This is a genomic window from Mycobacterium sp. ZZG, assembly GCF_054786995.1.
Genome location: NZ_JBTBFV010000062.1, coordinates 15,989 through 30,238, shown reverse-complemented (window position 1 = coordinate 30,238; position 14,250 = coordinate 15,989). Strand labels below are relative to the sequence as shown.

Genomic DNA, 14,250 nt, shown 5'->3' with positions numbered 1-14,250 from the left:
GGATCGTCGCCGCGCCCACCCCTCCAACTCGGCCCGCTCGTCAGTGGTCAAGACAATCTTCGCGGCATGAGGTGTCGGCACAACCCAGTCTAACAACTAGATCGCAATTAATGACTCAGGACACTAGATGGGTATGGCCGCGCCTGCCACGCCTATTGACTTTCGATAGTTTTCTCGCGATATTCGCTGTATGCCCGCCGTCCGTCGAGTAGTTCCCTTGCTGCGAATCTTCCTGCTCGCGCTGTTCGCGATCTTGCTGTTGCTGCAGACGATGTCGCTGCCAGGGCAATTCGCACATATGGCAGCGGAGTCGCCGGACCGGGCGTACCTGCGGTGGCCGCTCACGGCGGTGTCGGTGTTCCTCGTGCTCTGTGCGCAGGTCGTTCTGGTCTGCACGTGGAAGTTGCTCACGCTGGTCAGCAGACACCAGATCTTCCGGTCGGTGTCGATGATCTGGGTGAACGCCATCCTCGGCGCGATCGCGGTCGGGTGGACGGTGTTTCTGGCGCTGTTTGTCTACATCGGGTTCCAGGCCGACGATCCCGGGCTGCCGCTGTTGATGCTCCTGTTACTGACCGGTGGCGCGGTAGTCGGCCTGCTGCTGGTGGTGATGCGGGCGTTGCTTCGACAGGCGACTGCGCTGCGCACCGACATGGACGCGGTCATCTAAATGGCCATCGTCGTGCGCATCGATGTCCAGCTGGCCCGGCACAAGATGAGCGTCGGTGAATTCGCCACACGGATCGGCCTCACGCCGGCCAACGTGGCGGTGCTGAAGAACGGTCGCGCGAAGGCGGTCCGCTTCAGCACGCTGGAGGCGATGTGCCGAGTTCTCGACTGCCAGCCCGGTGATCTGCTGGAGTGGGTCCCCGATTGAGGTCGCCCTGGGAAGCTCGTCTCAGCCCCGGCGCCGGGCGGCACGGTCGGCCGCGGCGAGCAGTTCGTCGCGCAACAGCGGATGTGCGATCGCCGCGAGTGCGTGCCCGCGCTGCTGAACGGTCTTGCCTTCCAACTCGGCGGCGCCGTACTCGGTGACGATGACGTCGACGTGATGGCGCGGCGTGGTGATGATCGCGCCGGCGTCGAACTGTGGCACGATCCGGGACTGCAGCCGGCCGCCGTCGTCGAACGTCGAGGGCAGGCAGATCAGCGAACGGTCGGTCAGCTCCAGACCGGCGCCGGCGACGAAATCCTCGGCCCCGCCGATACCGCTGAACTGGTCGCCGCCGATCGTGTCGGCGACCACCTGGCCGTGGATGTCGACCGCCAGCGCCCCGTTGATCGAGATCATGTGATGGTTGGCCCCGATCACCTCGGGCGAGTTGACGATCTCCACCGGAAGGAACGCGACCTCGGGGTTGCCGTCCAACCACGCGTAGAGCTCCTCGGAACCGAACGCGAACGTCGTCACACTGACTCCGTCGAATCGTCCCTTGGCGGTGTTGGTGACCTTGCCGGCCAGGTGCAACTGCATGCAGCCGTCGGTGAACATCTCGCTGTGCAGGCCGTAGTCTCCGCCCTCGCCCTTGGCCAGTAGCGCCGCGATTTGGCTTGGGATGGAACCGATCCCGGTCTGCAACGTGGCACCGGGCGGGATGAAGGTGACAGCGTGACGAGCGATTGCGGTGTCGGTGTCGGTGGGCGGCGGACTCGGCAACGCCAGCGGCGCCTCGGTCGACCGCACCAGGATGTCGATGTCGTCGACGTGCAGTGCGTGCCGATGCTCGCCGTGGCCGAACGTCTGGGGGTAGGCCTGCGAAACCTCGACGACGAGCAGTCGGTCCGGGTCGGCGCCGGCGCAGCGCAGCTCGGTCTCGGTTCCGCCGGCGTGCAGCGACAGCGAGCACCAGCCGTCGGTGTCCGGCGGTGCGGCGACTGTGGTCATCACGCGCGGCGACTGCCGTTCCATCAGCTGCCCGAACCGGCGGAAGTCGGCCGGGGTGAAGTCGATGTCAGCGCCGGAATCCCGCAGCACCCGTTCCAGCGGGCCGTAGAAACCGGACAGATAGTGCACACCGGCCCGGCCGAACAGGTCGGTTCCGACGGCCAGCAGCGCACCGTAGACCCGCAGATCCGTCCAGTCCGTGCGGGCGCCGAGCGCGCGCAGGAACGCCGGAGGCTGGCCCGGTCCCAGCGGCAGACCGAGGGTGTCGGCGGGCGTGAGCCGGGCGGCGGCCTCTTCGGCGGTCAGTTCCTCGGGCATGCCGACACCCTGCCATGCGGGACACACCGCGACGGGTGACACGTCCCGTCCCGAGGGTTTCGAACTCGCGGCGCGAAGGTACCCCGCCCGCATGGCTCGGATCCGAGCCTTGATGTACGGCGGAAAGGGATGCACATGGGTGCCGACGACAAGGCAAGCAACAAGATCGAAGACCTCGGCGGGAAGGCCAAGGAGGGCGTCGGCAAGCTGACCGGCGACAAGGACACCGAGAACGAGGGCAAGCTCGACCAGGCCAAGTCCAGCCTCAAGGACGCCGGCGAGAAGGTCAAAGACGCGTTCAAGAACTGACTCGCATGAGCAGTCGGCCCTGTCATCAGTGCGGATGGCAGGGCTGACTGCTCACGGCGTGGTGAATTCACCGTGGTTCAAAGCCAACTCCTGACGCGCGACGCGCGTTCTAATGGTGGCTGGGGCCTGAGCCCGGCACCGAGAGAAGAATCCGATGAGGCACACACCCGCCGACCTGCCTTCACCCGACGAGTTCCGAAGGAAGTTGGCGCACCTTGACCGCGAGTTCGCGGATGCCCGCAACTACCTGTCGAGGTTGCACGCCGAAGACAATGAAGCGCTCAGCGCGCTGATGGCGGAGATCCACCACAGCGGACGGGCCATGAAGGTGTTGGCCGCGATGGCGGTGCAGGCTCTCGACTTCGCCGAACTGTCGGCGGACCGCCTCGGCGGCGATGTTCAGAAGTGGCTCGACGAGTCGGCGATGGCCCAGGACACCGCCGAGAACGAGCGGGACCAGACCGAACTCGGCGGCGAAGGGTAAGTCTCCCTGCCGAGACCGCGTACCCGAAAATTCGGACGCAGCAGCGGATGTCTGACAGCCTCTACCCGCGTACGCAGGAGAGGTGTGGCGGTGGCGGAGGGATTTGAACCCAAACTGAGGCCAAAGTGTGGCCACGCTGAGGCCAGCACCACCCGGGCATAGCCAGTCAGGAGAACAGGACAAATGATGGATTCGCAGGCAGTCGACATCAAGCAGCTGCGTGAGGAGACAGTGAGGGCGTTGCTGCAGACGATTGAGGCGAAGGCGGCGACAGCTTCTGCCAGCCAGCTCGATGACCTGGCATTGGCTTATGCGCTCGTCGTTAAGGCCGCGCCGGGCAAGCTGCCAGGAGTCTCTCCGTCGACCAACGCATGACTGCCGCGGACGGTGCTGCTATCGCCAGCGCCGTCATCGCGTTCCTATCGAGGGTGGGCGATGCCGTTGGCTGGTTTCCGTCACAAATCTGAGCGATTCGCTATCAGAATCCACATGCAAAGCCGGTTCACATAAGTCCGGGACATGTAAAAATTTGAACGTTTTCTTTACATGTATGTTCGATTCTGGGATCGTGAAGCGGTGAGCGCCTGGAAACCGGACAAGCCGTTCAACGACCTCCCCCGCCCCCCCGGCGTCGACACTCTTGAGACACGCGCGGTCTTGAAGGCTGCCATCGGTGCCAATACAGCCCTCGCTCATCTTGATCAGGCAGTCGTCTCCATCCCGAACCCGACAGTGCTGATCAACTCCATCCCGATCTTGGAGGCCCAGGCCAGCTCGGAGATCGAGAACATCGTGACTACGACAGATGACCTATTTCGTCACCTTGACGATGAAACACATGCTGATCCGGCCACGAGAGAGACGCTCCGATATCGCACAGCTCTTCGGGCTGGTTTCGAACACACCTTGGAGCGAGGCCTCACCACCACTACTGCGGCAGCGGTTTGCAGCATCATCAAGGGCCGGGAGATGAAGGTGCGCGCCCTCCCCGGGACTCGAATCGCGCGGCCGGGCAGCGGCGAGGTCATCTACAGCCCGCCCGAAGGGCGCGATGTGATCGAGAAAAAATTGACCGACTGGGAGTGCTACATCCATGAACAGGACGGGCTGGATCCTTTAATCAGGATGGCCGTTGCGCACTATCAGTTCGAAGCAATTCACCCGTTCACTGACGGCAACGGCCGAACCGGCCGGATCGTAAACGTGTTGATGCTCGTCGAAGCTGGTCTGCTCCGCCTTCCAGTCCTTTACCTGTCCCGCTACATCATCGATACGAAGAATGACTATTACCGCCTACTGCTGGCGGTGACAGCTGACCAGGCCTGGGAAGAGTGGGTCATTTACATACTCACGGGCATAGAGGTCACCTCCCGGTACACCTTGCGCAAAGTTAATGCGATCCGCCGGCTCCAAGACGACTTCTGCCAGCGTGCAAGAGCGGCATCCAGGGGTGGTGGAGACGCAGAGTTCCAATCGGTGCTTTTCGAACAGCCGTACTGTCGGATCACCACCGTGATGAACCGCTGCGGCGTGTCCCGGCCCACGGCGACGTCATGGCTGAACTCCCTTGCCGAGCATGGATTGCTCGAGAGTGTCAAGATCGGCCGCGATCGGCTGTACATCAATAGAGAGTTCCTCCGACTGCTCGTTCGGCAAGAGCCGCTGACCGAGGCCGATCCCGGATGAAAAGAAACTTTCGATACCCGGAGAACATGACAAAAAGCTTCACACAATCTTGCGTAAAACTGTGGCGCAAATCACATTAGGCGCCTAGTCAGCAAAGCCTGAGAGCTTGGGCCCCCGCGGCCAGCGCCACAGCGCCGCAACGATAAAAATAGCCTCTCACCTGGATCGCAGGCTGGAGAGGTGTGGCGGTGGCGGAGGGATTTGAACCCTCGGACGGGGGTTACCCGTCACACGCTTTCGAGGCGTGCTCCTTAGGCCGCTCGGACACGCCACCGTGTGGCAGCTTACCGACGCACACGCCCCAGACCAAAACGCGCCGACCCCGCCGAGATTGCGCCCACTGCGCAGAATGTGCCCGCCGGACCGCGCCAGATGCGGTCTCGGCGGAACCGGGAAGTCACCGCTGCCGCGCGAAGAACTCCTCCAGCGGCGCCGCGCACTCGGCCTCCAGCACCCCGCCGCGCACCTGCGGCCGGTGCGTCAGCCGCCGGTCACGCACCACGTCCCACAAGGAACCGACCGCGCCGGTCTTGGGTTCCCACGCACCGAACACCACCCGCGCCACCCGGGCCATCACCAGCGCACCCGCGCACATCGTGCACGGCTCGACGGTCACGGCCATCGTCGCGCCCTCCAGCCGCCACCCGTCACCCCACGCCGACGCCGCGGCGCGCAGCGCCAGGATCTCCGCGTGTGCGGTCGGATCGCCGAGGGTTTCCCGGGCGTTGGCGGCCCGGGACAGCTCGGTCCCGTCCGCGGCGACGACGACCGCGCCGATCGGCACGTCCCGAGGACCGGCCAGCCGGGCGGCGTCGAGCGCGGCGCGGATCAGGTCCTCGTCGGTCACCGATCCAGACGGTCCAGCACCGCCGACAGCTCGTCGGCGAATCCCATCTCCCGCGCTATCCGGCCCACCTGCTCGTCGGCGTACAGGTCGTCACTCTCGTCGAGGATCACCCCCAGCACCGCTTCGGGCAGGCCGATGTCGGACAGCAGGCCGAGGTCTCCCTCCTCGAACGGGTCCGACCGTTCGAGCTCCTCGTCGTCGATGTCGGCGTCGAGCTTCTCCAGCACCTCCGCCGCGATGTCGTAGTCCAGGGCCGCGGTCGCGTCCGAGAGCAGCAGCCGGGTACCCGACGGCGCGGGCCGCACGATCACAAAGAACTCATCGTCGATGTCGAGGATCCCGAAAACCGCTCCGGCGCTTCGCAATTCACGCAGCTCGGTCTCCGCGGCGGTCAGGCTGGTCAACGCTACCGGCCGCATCGGGGTGCACCGCCATTTGCCGTCCTCGCGGACGACGGCCACAGCGAAGCCGTCCGGAACGTCGGTCACCCGCTCCTGCTTCTGTGCACTCTGCGCTCCCATGAGGCCTGAGGGTAGTCCCCCGGCAGGGGCTTGACCAGCGGGTCCGCACCGCCCTGCACACCCTCCTGACACCGACTGTCCAGACCGATGTGCCAACCTAGGCAGGTGACGAAGCCACCGGTGTGCGTGATCGGTCTCGGCCTGATCGGCGGCTCGCTGATGCGGGCCGCGAAAGCCGCCGGGCGCGACGTGTTCGGCTACAACCGCTCCGTCGAAGGCGCGGAGGCGGCCCGGTTCGACGGCTTCGACGCGAGCACCGACCTCGACCAGACCCTGGCCCGCGCCGCTGCGCACGACGCGCTGATCGTGCTCGCCGTACCGGTGCCCGCGCTCGGGCTGATGCTGAGCCACATCCGTGCCACCGCGGCGAATTGCCCGTTGACCGACGTCACCAGCGTCAAGGGTGCCGTGCACGCCGAAGTCGAGAAGGTCGGCCTGCTCAGCCGGTTCGTCGGCGGGCACCCGATGACCGGGACCGCCCATTCCGGATGGGCCGCGGGCGACGCCCGACTGTTCGTCGACACCCCCTGGGTGCTCAGCGTCGACGACCACGTCGATCCCGCGGTGTGGGCAAGCGTGATGGACCTGGCGCTGGACTGCGGCGCGTTCGTCGTGCCGGCGCGCTCCGACGAGCACGACACCGCGGCCGCGACGATCTCACACCTGCCGCACCTGCTCGCCGAGGCGCTGGCCGCCACCGCCGGTGAGGTGCCGCTGGCGTTCGCGCTGGCCGCCGGCTCCTTCCGGGACGGCACCCGGGTCGCCGCGACCTCGCCCGACCTGGTGCGGGCGATGTGCGAGGCCAATTCCACCCGCTTGATGCCGGTGCTCGACCACGCGCTTCGGTTGCTCATCGATGCCCGCAACCAGCTGGCCCAGCATCAAACCGTGGCCGACCTCGTCGAGACCGGCCACGCCGCTCGGGTCCGTTACGACAGCTTCAGCCGCCCGCAGATCGTCACCACCGTCATCGGCGCCGACGGCTGGCGCGACGAACTCGCCGCGGCAGGGCGCGCCGGCGGGGTGGTCAGATCCGCTCTGCCAACCCGGGATAGTCCAGGATGAAGCCGTCGGGGTCGACGGTGACGGTGGTTTCGGCCACCGGCGAGTGCAGCTTGATCCCGTCGGCCCCCGCTGCGTAGCTGATCGTCGCGACGTCCACCGACAGATCGGGCACCCGCACGTAGACCACTGGCACCGTCACCGATCCCTCTCCCTGGTACACCCGGGTGCGCCGGATCGGCAGGGTGTTGAAGAACGGGCTGAAGATCACGTCCACGTCGAGTGCACCGTCGAAGGCCGACCTGCGGGTCTGCCCGGAGCGCTCCTGCACCAGCCACATGTTCTCCTCGTCGCGCGCGATCGAGAGCTGCCGCTCCCGTTCGGCCAGCGTGACGGTCAGCGACAGCCGCTTGGTGGCCCCGTGCTCGTCGGTGACGAGGTCGTAGGACGCGCTGAACGGGGGGTGTTCCGAGGTGGCGGCGGCCACGATCCGGCCGTGGGCCTTGATGCGGTCACCGGCGAGCTGCACGCGCACCGACTCCATCCGCGGCACATCGTGCGCGCGCCAGGTCAACACAGCCGGCCAGCGGCCGGATTGCTCCTCGCGGCTGGGGGCAGTCGCGTCCGAGCGATCGGCTTCACTCATGCCTCTACCGTAGGCGACGGCTTTGCGCGTTCGTGGCGGGCTTCCGAATCGGGGGATGAACCGGGCCGCGGCCGTGATTCCAATGCGACCTCGTCGCCGAGGAAAGGCTGCGGCATCGCGCCCAACCGCTGCAGCCTGCCGGTGCCGGGCACCGACGCCCACACTGCGAACGCCAGCAGAGCGTCCAGGAACAGCGCCAGCGCGGTGACCATCAGGGCACCCACGAGGGCGACGTAGAACTCGCGCACCTTGATGCCGTCGATCAGGTAGCGGCCCAGCCCGCCGAGGCTGGCGTAGGCCGCGACGGTGGCGGTCGCCACAATCTGCAGGGTTGCGGTGCGCAGCCCGCCGAGGATCAGCGGCATCGCGTTCGGAGTCTCCACCCGCAGCAGGATCCTGCGTTCGGTCATCCCCATCGACCGGGCGGCGTCGACGACCGTGCGGTCGACGTTCGCGATGCCCGAATAGGTCCCGGCCAGCAGCGGCGGGATGCCCAGCAGCATCAGCGCGACGGTCGGCGGGACCAGACCCAGGCCCCACAGCAGCACACCGAGCAGCAGCACGCCGAGGGTGGGCAGCGCACGCAGCGCGTTCACGCCGGTGACGACGAGGAAGGTGCCGCGACCGGTGTGCCCGATCAGCATCCCGAGCGGCACCGCGATCAACGCCGAGAAGAACACCGCGATGACGGTGTACTGCAGATGCTCCAGGATCCGGGCGCTCAGCCCGGCCGGACCGCCCCAATTGGCGGCGGTGAAGATGAACGACAGCGCCTCCTGCAGGAAGTTCATGCCGGCGCACCCGCCTTCGCCGTGGACGCCCGGTCAGCCCGGGTCCAGGGGGTGAGCGCCCTGCCGATCAGCATGATCAGGGTGTCGATCACGATGGCCAGCACGAAGATCGCGATGATGCCGGCCACGATCTGATCGCTCTTGTTGGCTTGGTAGCCCTCGGTGAACCAGGTGCCCAGGCCTCCGATGCCGATGACCGACCCGACGGCGACCATTGAGATGTTGGTGACCGCCACCACCCGCAGGCTCGCGATGAGCACGGGAAGCGCCAGCGGCAGTTCGATTTTCAGCATCCGGGTGAGCGGCCGGTATCCGACCGCGGTGGCCGCGTCGAGCACCACCGGGGACACCGCGTCCAGCGCTTCGGGCACCGCCCGCACCAGCAGCGCGACGGTGTACAGCGTCAGCGCGACGATCACGTTGGCTTCGTCGAGGATCCGGGTCGGGATGATCAACGGCAGCACCACGAACAGGGCCAGCGACGGGACGGTGAAGACGATGCTGGCCGTCACCGTCGTCAGTCGCCGCAGCACCGTCGTCCGCTGCACCAGCGCACCGAGCGGCACCGCGATCAGCAGTCCCAGCACGATCGGGATCAGCGACAGCCGCAGATGGATCACCGTCAGCGTCCATAGCGTGTCGAGGTGGGTGACCAGGTACCGCATCGGCTCAGCCCCCGGCCTGCCTGGCGATGCGCTGTGCGTCCAGCGCGGCGAGCACGTCGTCGGCCTTCATCCCGCCGATCACCTGGCCGCCGTCGTCGACGGCCACCCCGAGCCCGGCCGGGGAGGACAGCGCCGCGTCCAGCGCCTGCCGCAGCGTGCCGTCGGGCTGGAACAGCGACCCACCCGCAATGGTGCTGTCGTACAACGAACTCCCGCTGCGGTGCAGTTCGACACCGGCGGCGTCGATCCACGCGTACGGGGTGCCGTCGGGCCGGGTCACCAGCGCCCAGTCTCCCGGCCTCAGTACCAGGTCGTCGATCTCGGGTTCACCGACATGGCGGATGCCGTGCAGCGGTAGCCCGGTCGCGTGGAAGAACTGCAGGCCGCGGTATCCGCGGTCGGCACCGACGAATCCGGCGACGGTGTCGTTGGCCGGATTGGACAGCAGCCGAGCCGGCGCGTCGTACTGCTGCAGGACCCCGCCGCGGCCGAACACCGCGACCTTCTCGCCGAGCTTGATCGCCTCGTCGATGTCGTGGGTGACGAACACGATCGTCTTGCGTAATTCGCTTTGCAGCCGCAGGATCTCGGTCTGCAGGTCTTCCCGGACCACCGGGTCGACCGCGCTGAACGGCTCGTCCATCAACAGGATCGGCGGATCCGCGGCCAGCGCCCGGGCCACCCCGACACGCTGCTGCTGACCGCCCGAGAGCTGAGCCGGGTAGCGGTCGGCGAGTGTGGGGTCCAGCCCGACACGTTCCATCACAGCGAGCGCGGATTTACGTGCGCTGCGCCGGGATTCACCCTGCAGCACCGGTACCGTCGCGACGTTGTCGACCACCCGCAGGTGCGGCATCAGCCCCGCGCTCTGGATCACGTAGCCGATGCCGAGTCGCAGCTTCACCGGATCGACCTTGGTGACGTCCTTGCCGTCGACGGTCAGGACACCGGAGGTGGGGTCGATCATCCGGTTGATCATCCGCATCGACGTGGTCTTGCCGCAGCCCGACGGGCCGACGAACACCGTCAGCGTTCCTTCGGGGATGTTCAGCGTCAGATCGTCGACTGCCACGGTGCCGTCCGGGAACTTCTTGGTGACGTGTTCGAAGGTGATCACGTGAGTTTCCCGCCCCCTACTTCCCGATCGGTTGATCGAAGCCGTTGTCGGAGATCCACTTCGCCGCCGCCTCGTCGGGGTCGACCCCCTGATTGCCCTCCACCGAGGTGTTCAGTTCGATCAGCGTCTCGGTGGTCAGCTTCGCGCTGACGGCGTCGAGCACGGTCTTCAGTTCGTCGGACATCTTCTGCGAGGCCACCAACGGCACCACGTTGGCCGCCAGGAAGACGTTCTTCGGATCTTCCAGCACCACCAACCGGCTCTGCTCGATCGCCGGTGAGGTGCTGAAGATGTTGGCCGCGGTGACGGTTCCGTCGGTCAGCGCCTTGACGGTCGCGGGGCCTCCCCCGTCGCTGATCGCGATGAAGTTGGCCGGCGCGATGTCCAGCCCGTACTTCTGTTTGAGTCCTACCAGCCCGGTTTGGCGGGTCTGAAACTCCGATGGCGCACCGATTTTCACCTCCGGCGAGTGCACCGCCAGGTCGGCGATGGTTTTGAGGTTCCAGCGTTGCGCGGTCTGCTCCGAGACCGCCAGGGTGTCCTTGTCCTCGGCCGGCGACGGATAGAGGATCGACAAACCGCCGGGGAGGTCTTTGAGCAGGCCCAGCAACACCTCGTCGGGGGTGGTGGCGGTGCTCTCGGCGTCGAAGTACTGCAACAGGTTGCCGGTGTACTCCGGGATCAGGTCGATCGAATGGTCCTGCACCGCGGGGATGTAGGTCTCACGGCTGCCGATCCCGAACTGGCGGGAGATGGAGAACCCGTTGGCTTCCAGCGCCTGGGCGTAGATCTCGGCGAGGATCTTCGACTCGGTGAAGTCGGCGGAACCGACCTTGATCGATCTGAGGTCGCCGGAGATGTCGCCGCCGCCGAGTGGATTGGAGCTGCCGCACGCCGCGACCATCAGGGTGAGTGCGGCTACGGCAACCGCGACAGCGGCGCGCCTGATTCGTCGGGAACAGTTCATCCGACCGTCCTTTCACTCTCGCCTGCCTGCGAGAAGGGCTTCGCCGACCTTACGTCACCGGTGAAGTGGTTTCATTCAAAGCGCATTAGGGCAAAGATGGAGCCATGTCCAGCGATCCGTTCGCGTCAGCCGACCAGCCGGCGTTCGACGCGCCCGGGACCCCCACGATGGGGACCCCGCCACCGCCACCGCCGCCGCCGAAGTCCGCGGTGCACCGCACCCGCGCCGCCGCACTGTGGGCGGCACTCACATTGGGATTCCTCATCCTGATCGTGCTGCTGGTCTTCATCGCGCAGAACACCGAGTCCGTGGAGTTAGCCTTCCTCGGCTGGCACTGGAGCCTGCCGCTGGGTGTGGCGATCCTGTTCGCCGCCGTGGCGGGCGGCCTGGTGACGGTCGCGGTGGGTGCGGTGCGCATGTTCCAACTGCGCCGCGCCGCCAAGAGGAACCTCAAGGGCGGCGTGTAGCTCACCGGATCGACACCAACTGCTCGATGCGGTCACGGGGCAGCTCGCCGTCGACGGTCGCGAACACCTCCATCGCGTTGACCGTCATCGCGCCCCCGTGGTTGTCCAGCCAGGCGGTGTCTGCCGCGTCCCGCCCGGTCGCGATGCGCAGCATCGACTGCCGCGGCGCCAGGCAGGTGGCGTCCACGACGTGCCACTGACCGTCGACGAACGCTTCGGCCACGGCGTGGAAGTCCATGGGGTGGCACCCGGGCGCGTACACCGACACCAGCCGGGCGGGCACGTTCACCGCCCGCAGCAGCGCGATGACCAGGTGCGCGTAATCGCGGCACACCCCGGAACCGGCCAGCAGCGTGTCCGCGGCACCGTCGATCGGGTCACTGGACCCCGGCACGTACCTCAGCCGGGCACCCACCCAGGACGACACCTTCGCCAGCAGCACGACGGGGTCGTCGACGTCACCGAATTCTGTGCCCGCGAAACCGAAGAACTTGTCGGCTTCGGCGTACCGGCTGGGCCGCAGATACATGGACAGGTCGAGGTCGCGCACCGGCGCCGGGTCGGCCTGTCCGACCACGCTCGCCCGGTAGCTGACCTTGAGGTTGCCGACCGGCGCGTCGAGTTTGTGGATGCGGTTGCCGTGGTCGCCGGCGATCTGGTTGATCCGGGCGTCTGGAATCTCGTTGCCGTTCAACGTGAACGACAGTGACTCGGTGACCTCGGCACCCGGCTGGGGCGCTACGGCGATCTGGAATTCGAGCGTCGTGGGCTCGGTGATCTCGACGTCGAGTTCCGCGCCGACGTCACGTTTCATCGTCGTGCGGGGCGCATCGGGGGCATGGTTGGAGCACGCCTCCCTCTACCCGCCGCCGACCTGCGGCGAAACCTCGGCGTCAGCAGAGCTCGGAGAGCCCCGCGGCGATCAGCGGGCCGACGGCCTCGGCCACCTTGTCGGTGTCGTCGACGACGCCGGCCTCGCGGGCCCGGTAGGCGATGCCTGCACCGATGATGGCGAGCTTGAAATAGGCCAGCGCCATATAGAAGTCCCAGTGGTCCAGCGGCTGGCCGGCCGCCCGGGAGTACTTCTCGGCGAGCGCGTCCGCGTTCGGGATCAGTTCGCTCGCCCACGCGGCGTCGGCATGCACCAGGTGGAACGTCGGGTGCCGGTACACGCACATCAGCGCGGCGTCGCTGAGCGGGTCACCGAGCGTGGACATCTCCCAGTCCAGCACCGCGACGACCTTCGTGGCGTCCTCGGCGTCGAGGATGGTGTTGTCGATGCGGTAGTCGCCGTGCACGATCGAGGTGCGGCTCTGCTGCGGCAGGGCTTCGCCGAGACGCCGGTGCAGCTTCCGGACGTCGGCGTCGCACGGGTCATCGGTCTGCTTGACCAGGTCCCACTGCGAACCCCAGCGCCGCACCTGGCGTTCCAGATAGCCGCTCGGCTTGCCGAAGTCCGACAGCCCGACCGCGTCCGGGTCTACCGCGTGCAGGTCGGCGAGCACCGTGATCAGCGCGTCGACGCACGCCTCGATCGCCACCTCGTCGCCGAGGGCTTTCAACTGGTCGGTGTGGCGCACCACCCGGCCGGCGACGTGCTCGACCATCTGGAACGGCGCCCCCAGCACGGAGGCATCGTCGCGCATCGTGACCGCGCGCGCGACCGGGACAGCGGTGTCGGCCAGCGCGGCGACGACCCGGTACTCCCGGGCCATGTCGTGCGCCGAGGGGGTCAGGCCGTGCAGCGGCGGGCGGCGCAGCACCCACTGGGAGGCGTCGTCGGCCACCAGGAAGGTCAGGTTTGAGCGGCCGCCGGAGATCAGCTCGGCGCGCAGGTCACCGCTGCGGGGCACCCCGACCTCGCGCAGGTGCCGGTCCAGGGCGGAAAGATCGAGGCCTTCGAGGTCAGTCACGCTGACTTTCCTACCATCGCTGATTTCTGGGCAATAAGTCCCATACGTGTTCGGTGGCGTTGACCCCCGCCACGCCCATCCGCCCAGTGCGCGACGACAGCAGCCGCGTCACCGACGCGTAGTCGACGTGAAACGACAGCAACCGCTCGGTCCGCAGCACTCGGTGCAGGATCACGTTGATGACTCCGCCGTGGCTGAACACCGCGACGGTGTCGTCGTGCTCGGAGGCGGCCACCACGTCGTCGACGGCGGCGTTGACGCGGGCCAGGAACTCGTCCTCGTCGACGGCGCTGGGCAGGTGCCCGTCGATGAGACGCTGCAGCTCCTGCGGGTTCTCGGCGGCGATCTGCTCGATCGGGATGTAGTGCTCCAAGTCGCGGTCGTACTCGGCGAAGCGCTCGTCGACCTCGATGGGCAGTCCCAGCGCGTCGGCCACCGGCCGCCCGGTCTCGACGGCCCGGATCTGCGGGCTGCTCACCAGTCGCGTGATCGGGAACCGGGCCAGCGCGTCGGGCAGGCGTTTGGCCTGTTCGACGCCTTCTTCGGACAGGTGCGGATCGGAGCCTTGCCCGGGTTCGCTTCGCCGGGGCAGCGCGTGTCGGACCAGAAGCAGTTGCACCGTGACACCATAT

General features: G+C 67.1%; 19 protein-coding genes and 1 tRNA gene. 8 read left to right on the top strand and 12 right to left on the bottom strand.

All coding sequences use genetic code 11. The features are described 5' to 3' along the window. The first annotated feature begins 217 nt into the window (after nucleotides 1-217). Both ACXMYJ_RS24495 and ACXMYJ_RS24490 read left to right on the top strand, forming a co-directional pair. On the top strand, nucleotides 218-670 hold the full coding sequence (locus ACXMYJ_RS24495; protein WP_460359081.1) for a DUF2975 domain-containing protein: 453 nt from the start codon (nucleotides 218-220) through the stop codon (nucleotides 668-670). Further along, entirely contained in the window at nucleotides 671-877 is a 207-nt protein-coding gene (locus tag ACXMYJ_RS24490) for a helix-turn-helix domain-containing protein (protein WP_443189105.1), read from the top strand. It begins immediately after the preceding gene. Nucleotides 878-898: 21 nt separating this feature from the next. On the opposite strand, the gene ACXMYJ_RS24485 is transcribed toward ACXMYJ_RS24490, so the two are convergent. Continuing rightward, nucleotides 899-2,203 carry an acetyl-CoA hydrolase/transferase family protein gene (locus tag ACXMYJ_RS24485; protein WP_460359080.1) on the bottom strand — a complete coding sequence of 435 codons (1,305 nt, stop codon included), beginning with the start codon at nucleotides 2,201-2,203 and terminating at the stop codon, nucleotides 899-901. Between the two features lie 135 nt (nucleotides 2,204-2,338). Here ACXMYJ_RS24485 and ACXMYJ_RS24480 point away from each other — a divergent pair, with 135 nt between their 5' ends. The 4 genes from ACXMYJ_RS24480 (at nucleotide 2,339) to ACXMYJ_RS24465 (ending at nucleotide 4,682) form a co-directional block, all read left to right on the top strand. Next, a complete protein-coding gene (locus ACXMYJ_RS24480; protein ID WP_260755762.1) occupies nucleotides 2,339-2,512 on the top strand; it encodes a CsbD family protein in 174 nt (57 codons plus the stop codon). A 154-nt stretch (nucleotides 2,513-2,666) separates the two neighbouring features. Next, a complete protein-coding gene (locus ACXMYJ_RS24475; RefSeq protein ID WP_260755763.1) occupies nucleotides 2,667-2,996 on the top strand; it encodes a hypothetical protein in 330 nt (109 codons plus the stop codon). Between the two features lie 186 nt (nucleotides 2,997-3,182). Further along, on the top strand, nucleotides 3,183-3,371 hold the full coding sequence (locus ACXMYJ_RS24470) for a hypothetical protein (protein WP_460359079.1): 189 nt from the start codon (nucleotides 3,183-3,185) through the stop codon (nucleotides 3,369-3,371). Nucleotides 3,372-3,572: 201 nt separating this feature from the next. Further along, a complete protein-coding gene (locus tag ACXMYJ_RS24465; protein WP_260755765.1) occupies nucleotides 3,573-4,682 on the top strand; it encodes a Fic family protein in 1,110 nt (369 codons plus the stop codon). 183 nt (nucleotides 4,683-4,865) lie between these two features. Here the strand turns inward: ACXMYJ_RS24465 and ACXMYJ_RS24460 are convergent. The 3 genes from ACXMYJ_RS24460 to ACXMYJ_RS24450 all read right to left on the bottom strand — a co-directional run bounded on the left by ACXMYJ_RS24460 (nucleotide 4,866) and on the right by ACXMYJ_RS24450 (nucleotide 6,050). Then, a tRNA-Ser gene (locus ACXMYJ_RS24460) sits at nucleotides 4,866-4,956 on the bottom strand. Between the two features lie 123 nt (nucleotides 4,957-5,079). Beyond that, on the bottom strand, nucleotides 5,080-5,529 hold the full coding sequence (locus tag ACXMYJ_RS24455; protein WP_260755766.1) for a nucleoside deaminase: 450 nt from the start codon (nucleotides 5,527-5,529) through the stop codon (nucleotides 5,080-5,082). After that, nucleotides 5,526-6,050, bottom strand: coding sequence for a tRNA adenosine deaminase-associated protein (locus ACXMYJ_RS24450; RefSeq protein ID WP_260755767.1), 525 nt, complete (start codon nucleotides 6,048-6,050; stop codon nucleotides 5,526-5,528). Before ACXMYJ_RS24450 ends, ACXMYJ_RS24455 begins: the two co-directional genes overlap by 4 nt. A gap of 120 nt (nucleotides 6,051-6,170) precedes the next feature. On the opposite strand from ACXMYJ_RS24450, the gene ACXMYJ_RS24445 reads away from it, so the two are divergent. Beyond that, complete coding sequence (locus ACXMYJ_RS24445) at nucleotides 6,171-7,115, top strand: prephenate dehydrogenase (protein WP_260757848.1); 945 nt, start codon at nucleotides 6,171-6,173, stop codon at nucleotides 7,113-7,115. Here ACXMYJ_RS24445 and ACXMYJ_RS24440 read toward each other — a convergent pair. From ACXMYJ_RS24440 to ACXMYJ_RS24420, 5 genes are read right to left on the bottom strand one after another with little or no spacing between them, the layout of a single operon-like run. Further along, complete coding sequence (locus ACXMYJ_RS24440) at nucleotides 7,078-7,698, bottom strand: putative glycolipid-binding domain-containing protein (protein WP_260755769.1); 621 nt, start codon at nucleotides 7,696-7,698, stop codon at nucleotides 7,078-7,080. The two genes, ACXMYJ_RS24445 and ACXMYJ_RS24440, sit on opposite strands and share 38 nt — an antisense overlap. After that, complete coding sequence (locus ACXMYJ_RS24435; protein ID WP_260755770.1) at nucleotides 7,695-8,489, bottom strand: ABC transporter permease; 795 nt, start codon at nucleotides 8,487-8,489, stop codon at nucleotides 7,695-7,697. Before ACXMYJ_RS24435 ends, ACXMYJ_RS24440 begins: the two co-directional genes overlap by 4 nt. Beyond that, nucleotides 8,486-9,154: an ABC transporter permease gene (locus ACXMYJ_RS24430; protein ID WP_260755771.1), complete on the bottom strand. Its 669-nt coding sequence runs from the start codon at nucleotides 9,152-9,154 to the stop codon at nucleotides 8,486-8,488. Before ACXMYJ_RS24430 ends, ACXMYJ_RS24435 begins: the two co-directional genes overlap by 4 nt. A gap of 4 nt (nucleotides 9,155-9,158) precedes the next feature. Next, nucleotides 9,159-10,271 carry an ABC transporter ATP-binding protein gene (locus ACXMYJ_RS24425; protein ID WP_260755772.1) on the bottom strand — a complete coding sequence of 371 codons (1,113 nt, stop codon included), beginning with the start codon at nucleotides 10,269-10,271 and terminating at the stop codon, nucleotides 9,159-9,161. Between the two features lie 16 nt (nucleotides 10,272-10,287). Further along, the gene (locus ACXMYJ_RS24420) at nucleotides 10,288-11,238 is read right to left on the bottom strand and encodes an ABC transporter substrate-binding protein (protein WP_460359078.1); all 951 of its coding nucleotides are present in this window, start codon (nucleotides 11,236-11,238) and stop codon (nucleotides 10,288-10,290) included. Nucleotides 11,239-11,342: 104 nt separating this feature from the next. On the opposite strand from ACXMYJ_RS24420, the gene ACXMYJ_RS24415 reads away from it, so the two are divergent. Next, nucleotides 11,343-11,705, top strand: a complete 363-nt coding sequence (locus tag ACXMYJ_RS24415; protein ID WP_260755774.1) for a LapA family protein — start codon at nucleotides 11,343-11,345, stop codon at nucleotides 11,703-11,705. A gap of 1 nt (nucleotide 11,706) precedes the next feature. Here ACXMYJ_RS24415 and ACXMYJ_RS24410 read toward each other — a convergent pair whose 3' ends face one another. The 3 genes from ACXMYJ_RS24410 to ACXMYJ_RS24400 all read right to left on the bottom strand — a co-directional run bounded on the left by ACXMYJ_RS24410 (nucleotide 11,707) and on the right by ACXMYJ_RS24400 (nucleotide 14,237). Beyond that, the gene (locus tag ACXMYJ_RS24410) at nucleotides 11,707-12,519 is read right to left on the bottom strand and encodes a transglutaminase-like domain-containing protein (protein ID WP_260755775.1); all 813 of its coding nucleotides are present in this window, start codon (nucleotides 12,517-12,519) and stop codon (nucleotides 11,707-11,709) included. Between the two features lie 79 nt (nucleotides 12,520-12,598). Further along, nucleotides 12,599-13,618, bottom strand: a complete 1,020-nt coding sequence (locus ACXMYJ_RS24405; protein ID WP_260755776.1) for a phosphotransferase family protein — start codon at nucleotides 13,616-13,618, stop codon at nucleotides 12,599-12,601. Nucleotides 13,619-13,628: 10 nt separating this feature from the next. Next, nucleotides 13,629-14,237 carry a histidine phosphatase family protein gene (locus ACXMYJ_RS24400; RefSeq protein ID WP_260755777.1) on the bottom strand — a complete coding sequence of 203 codons (609 nt, stop codon included), beginning with the start codon at nucleotides 14,235-14,237 and terminating at the stop codon, nucleotides 13,629-13,631. Nucleotides 14,238-14,250: the final 13 nt, after the last annotated feature.

What these genes read in the sequence shown, in the direction of transcription:
- ACXMYJ_RS24490 (WP_443189105.1), top strand. Translation starts at nt 671, where the DNA reads ATGGCCATCGTCGTGCGCATCGATGTCCAGCTGGCCCGGCACAAGATG.
- ACXMYJ_RS24485 (WP_460359080.1), bottom strand. Translation starts at nt 2,203, where the DNA reads ATGCCCGAGGAACTGACCGCCGAAGAGGCCGCCGCCCGGCTCACGCCC.
- ACXMYJ_RS24480 (WP_260755762.1), top strand. Translation starts at nt 2,339, where the DNA reads ATGGGTGCCGACGACAAGGCAAGCAACAAGATCGAAGACCTCGGCGGG.
- ACXMYJ_RS24475 (WP_260755763.1), top strand. Translation starts at nt 2,667, where the DNA reads ATGAGGCACACACCCGCCGACCTGCCTTCACCCGACGAGTTCCGAAGG.
- ACXMYJ_RS24470 (WP_460359079.1), top strand. Translation starts at nt 3,183, where the DNA reads ATGGATTCGCAGGCAGTCGACATCAAGCAGCTGCGTGAGGAGACAGTG.
- ACXMYJ_RS24450 (WP_260755767.1), bottom strand. Translation starts at nt 6,050, where the DNA reads ATGGGAGCGCAGAGTGCACAGAAGCAGGAGCGGGTGACCGACGTTCCG.
- ACXMYJ_RS24440 (WP_260755769.1), bottom strand. Translation starts at nt 7,698, where the DNA reads ATGAGTGAAGCCGATCGCTCGGACGCGACTGCCCCCAGCCGCGAGGAG.
- ACXMYJ_RS24435 (WP_260755770.1), bottom strand. Translation starts at nt 8,489, where the DNA reads ATGAACTTCCTGCAGGAGGCGCTGTCGTTCATCTTCACCGCCGCCAAT.
- ACXMYJ_RS24430 (WP_260755771.1), bottom strand. Translation starts at nt 9,154, where the DNA reads ATGCGGTACCTGGTCACCCACCTCGACACGCTATGGACGCTGACGGTG.
- ACXMYJ_RS24420 (WP_460359078.1), bottom strand. Translation starts at nt 11,238, where the DNA reads ATGAACTGTTCCCGACGAATCAGGCGCGCCGCTGTCGCGGTTGCCGTA.
- ACXMYJ_RS24415 (WP_260755774.1), top strand. Translation starts at nt 11,343, where the DNA reads ATGTCCAGCGATCCGTTCGCGTCAGCCGACCAGCCGGCGTTCGACGCG.
- ACXMYJ_RS24410 (WP_260755775.1), bottom strand. Translation starts at nt 12,519, where the DNA reads ATGAAACGTGACGTCGGCGCGGAACTCGACGTCGAGATCACCGAGCCC.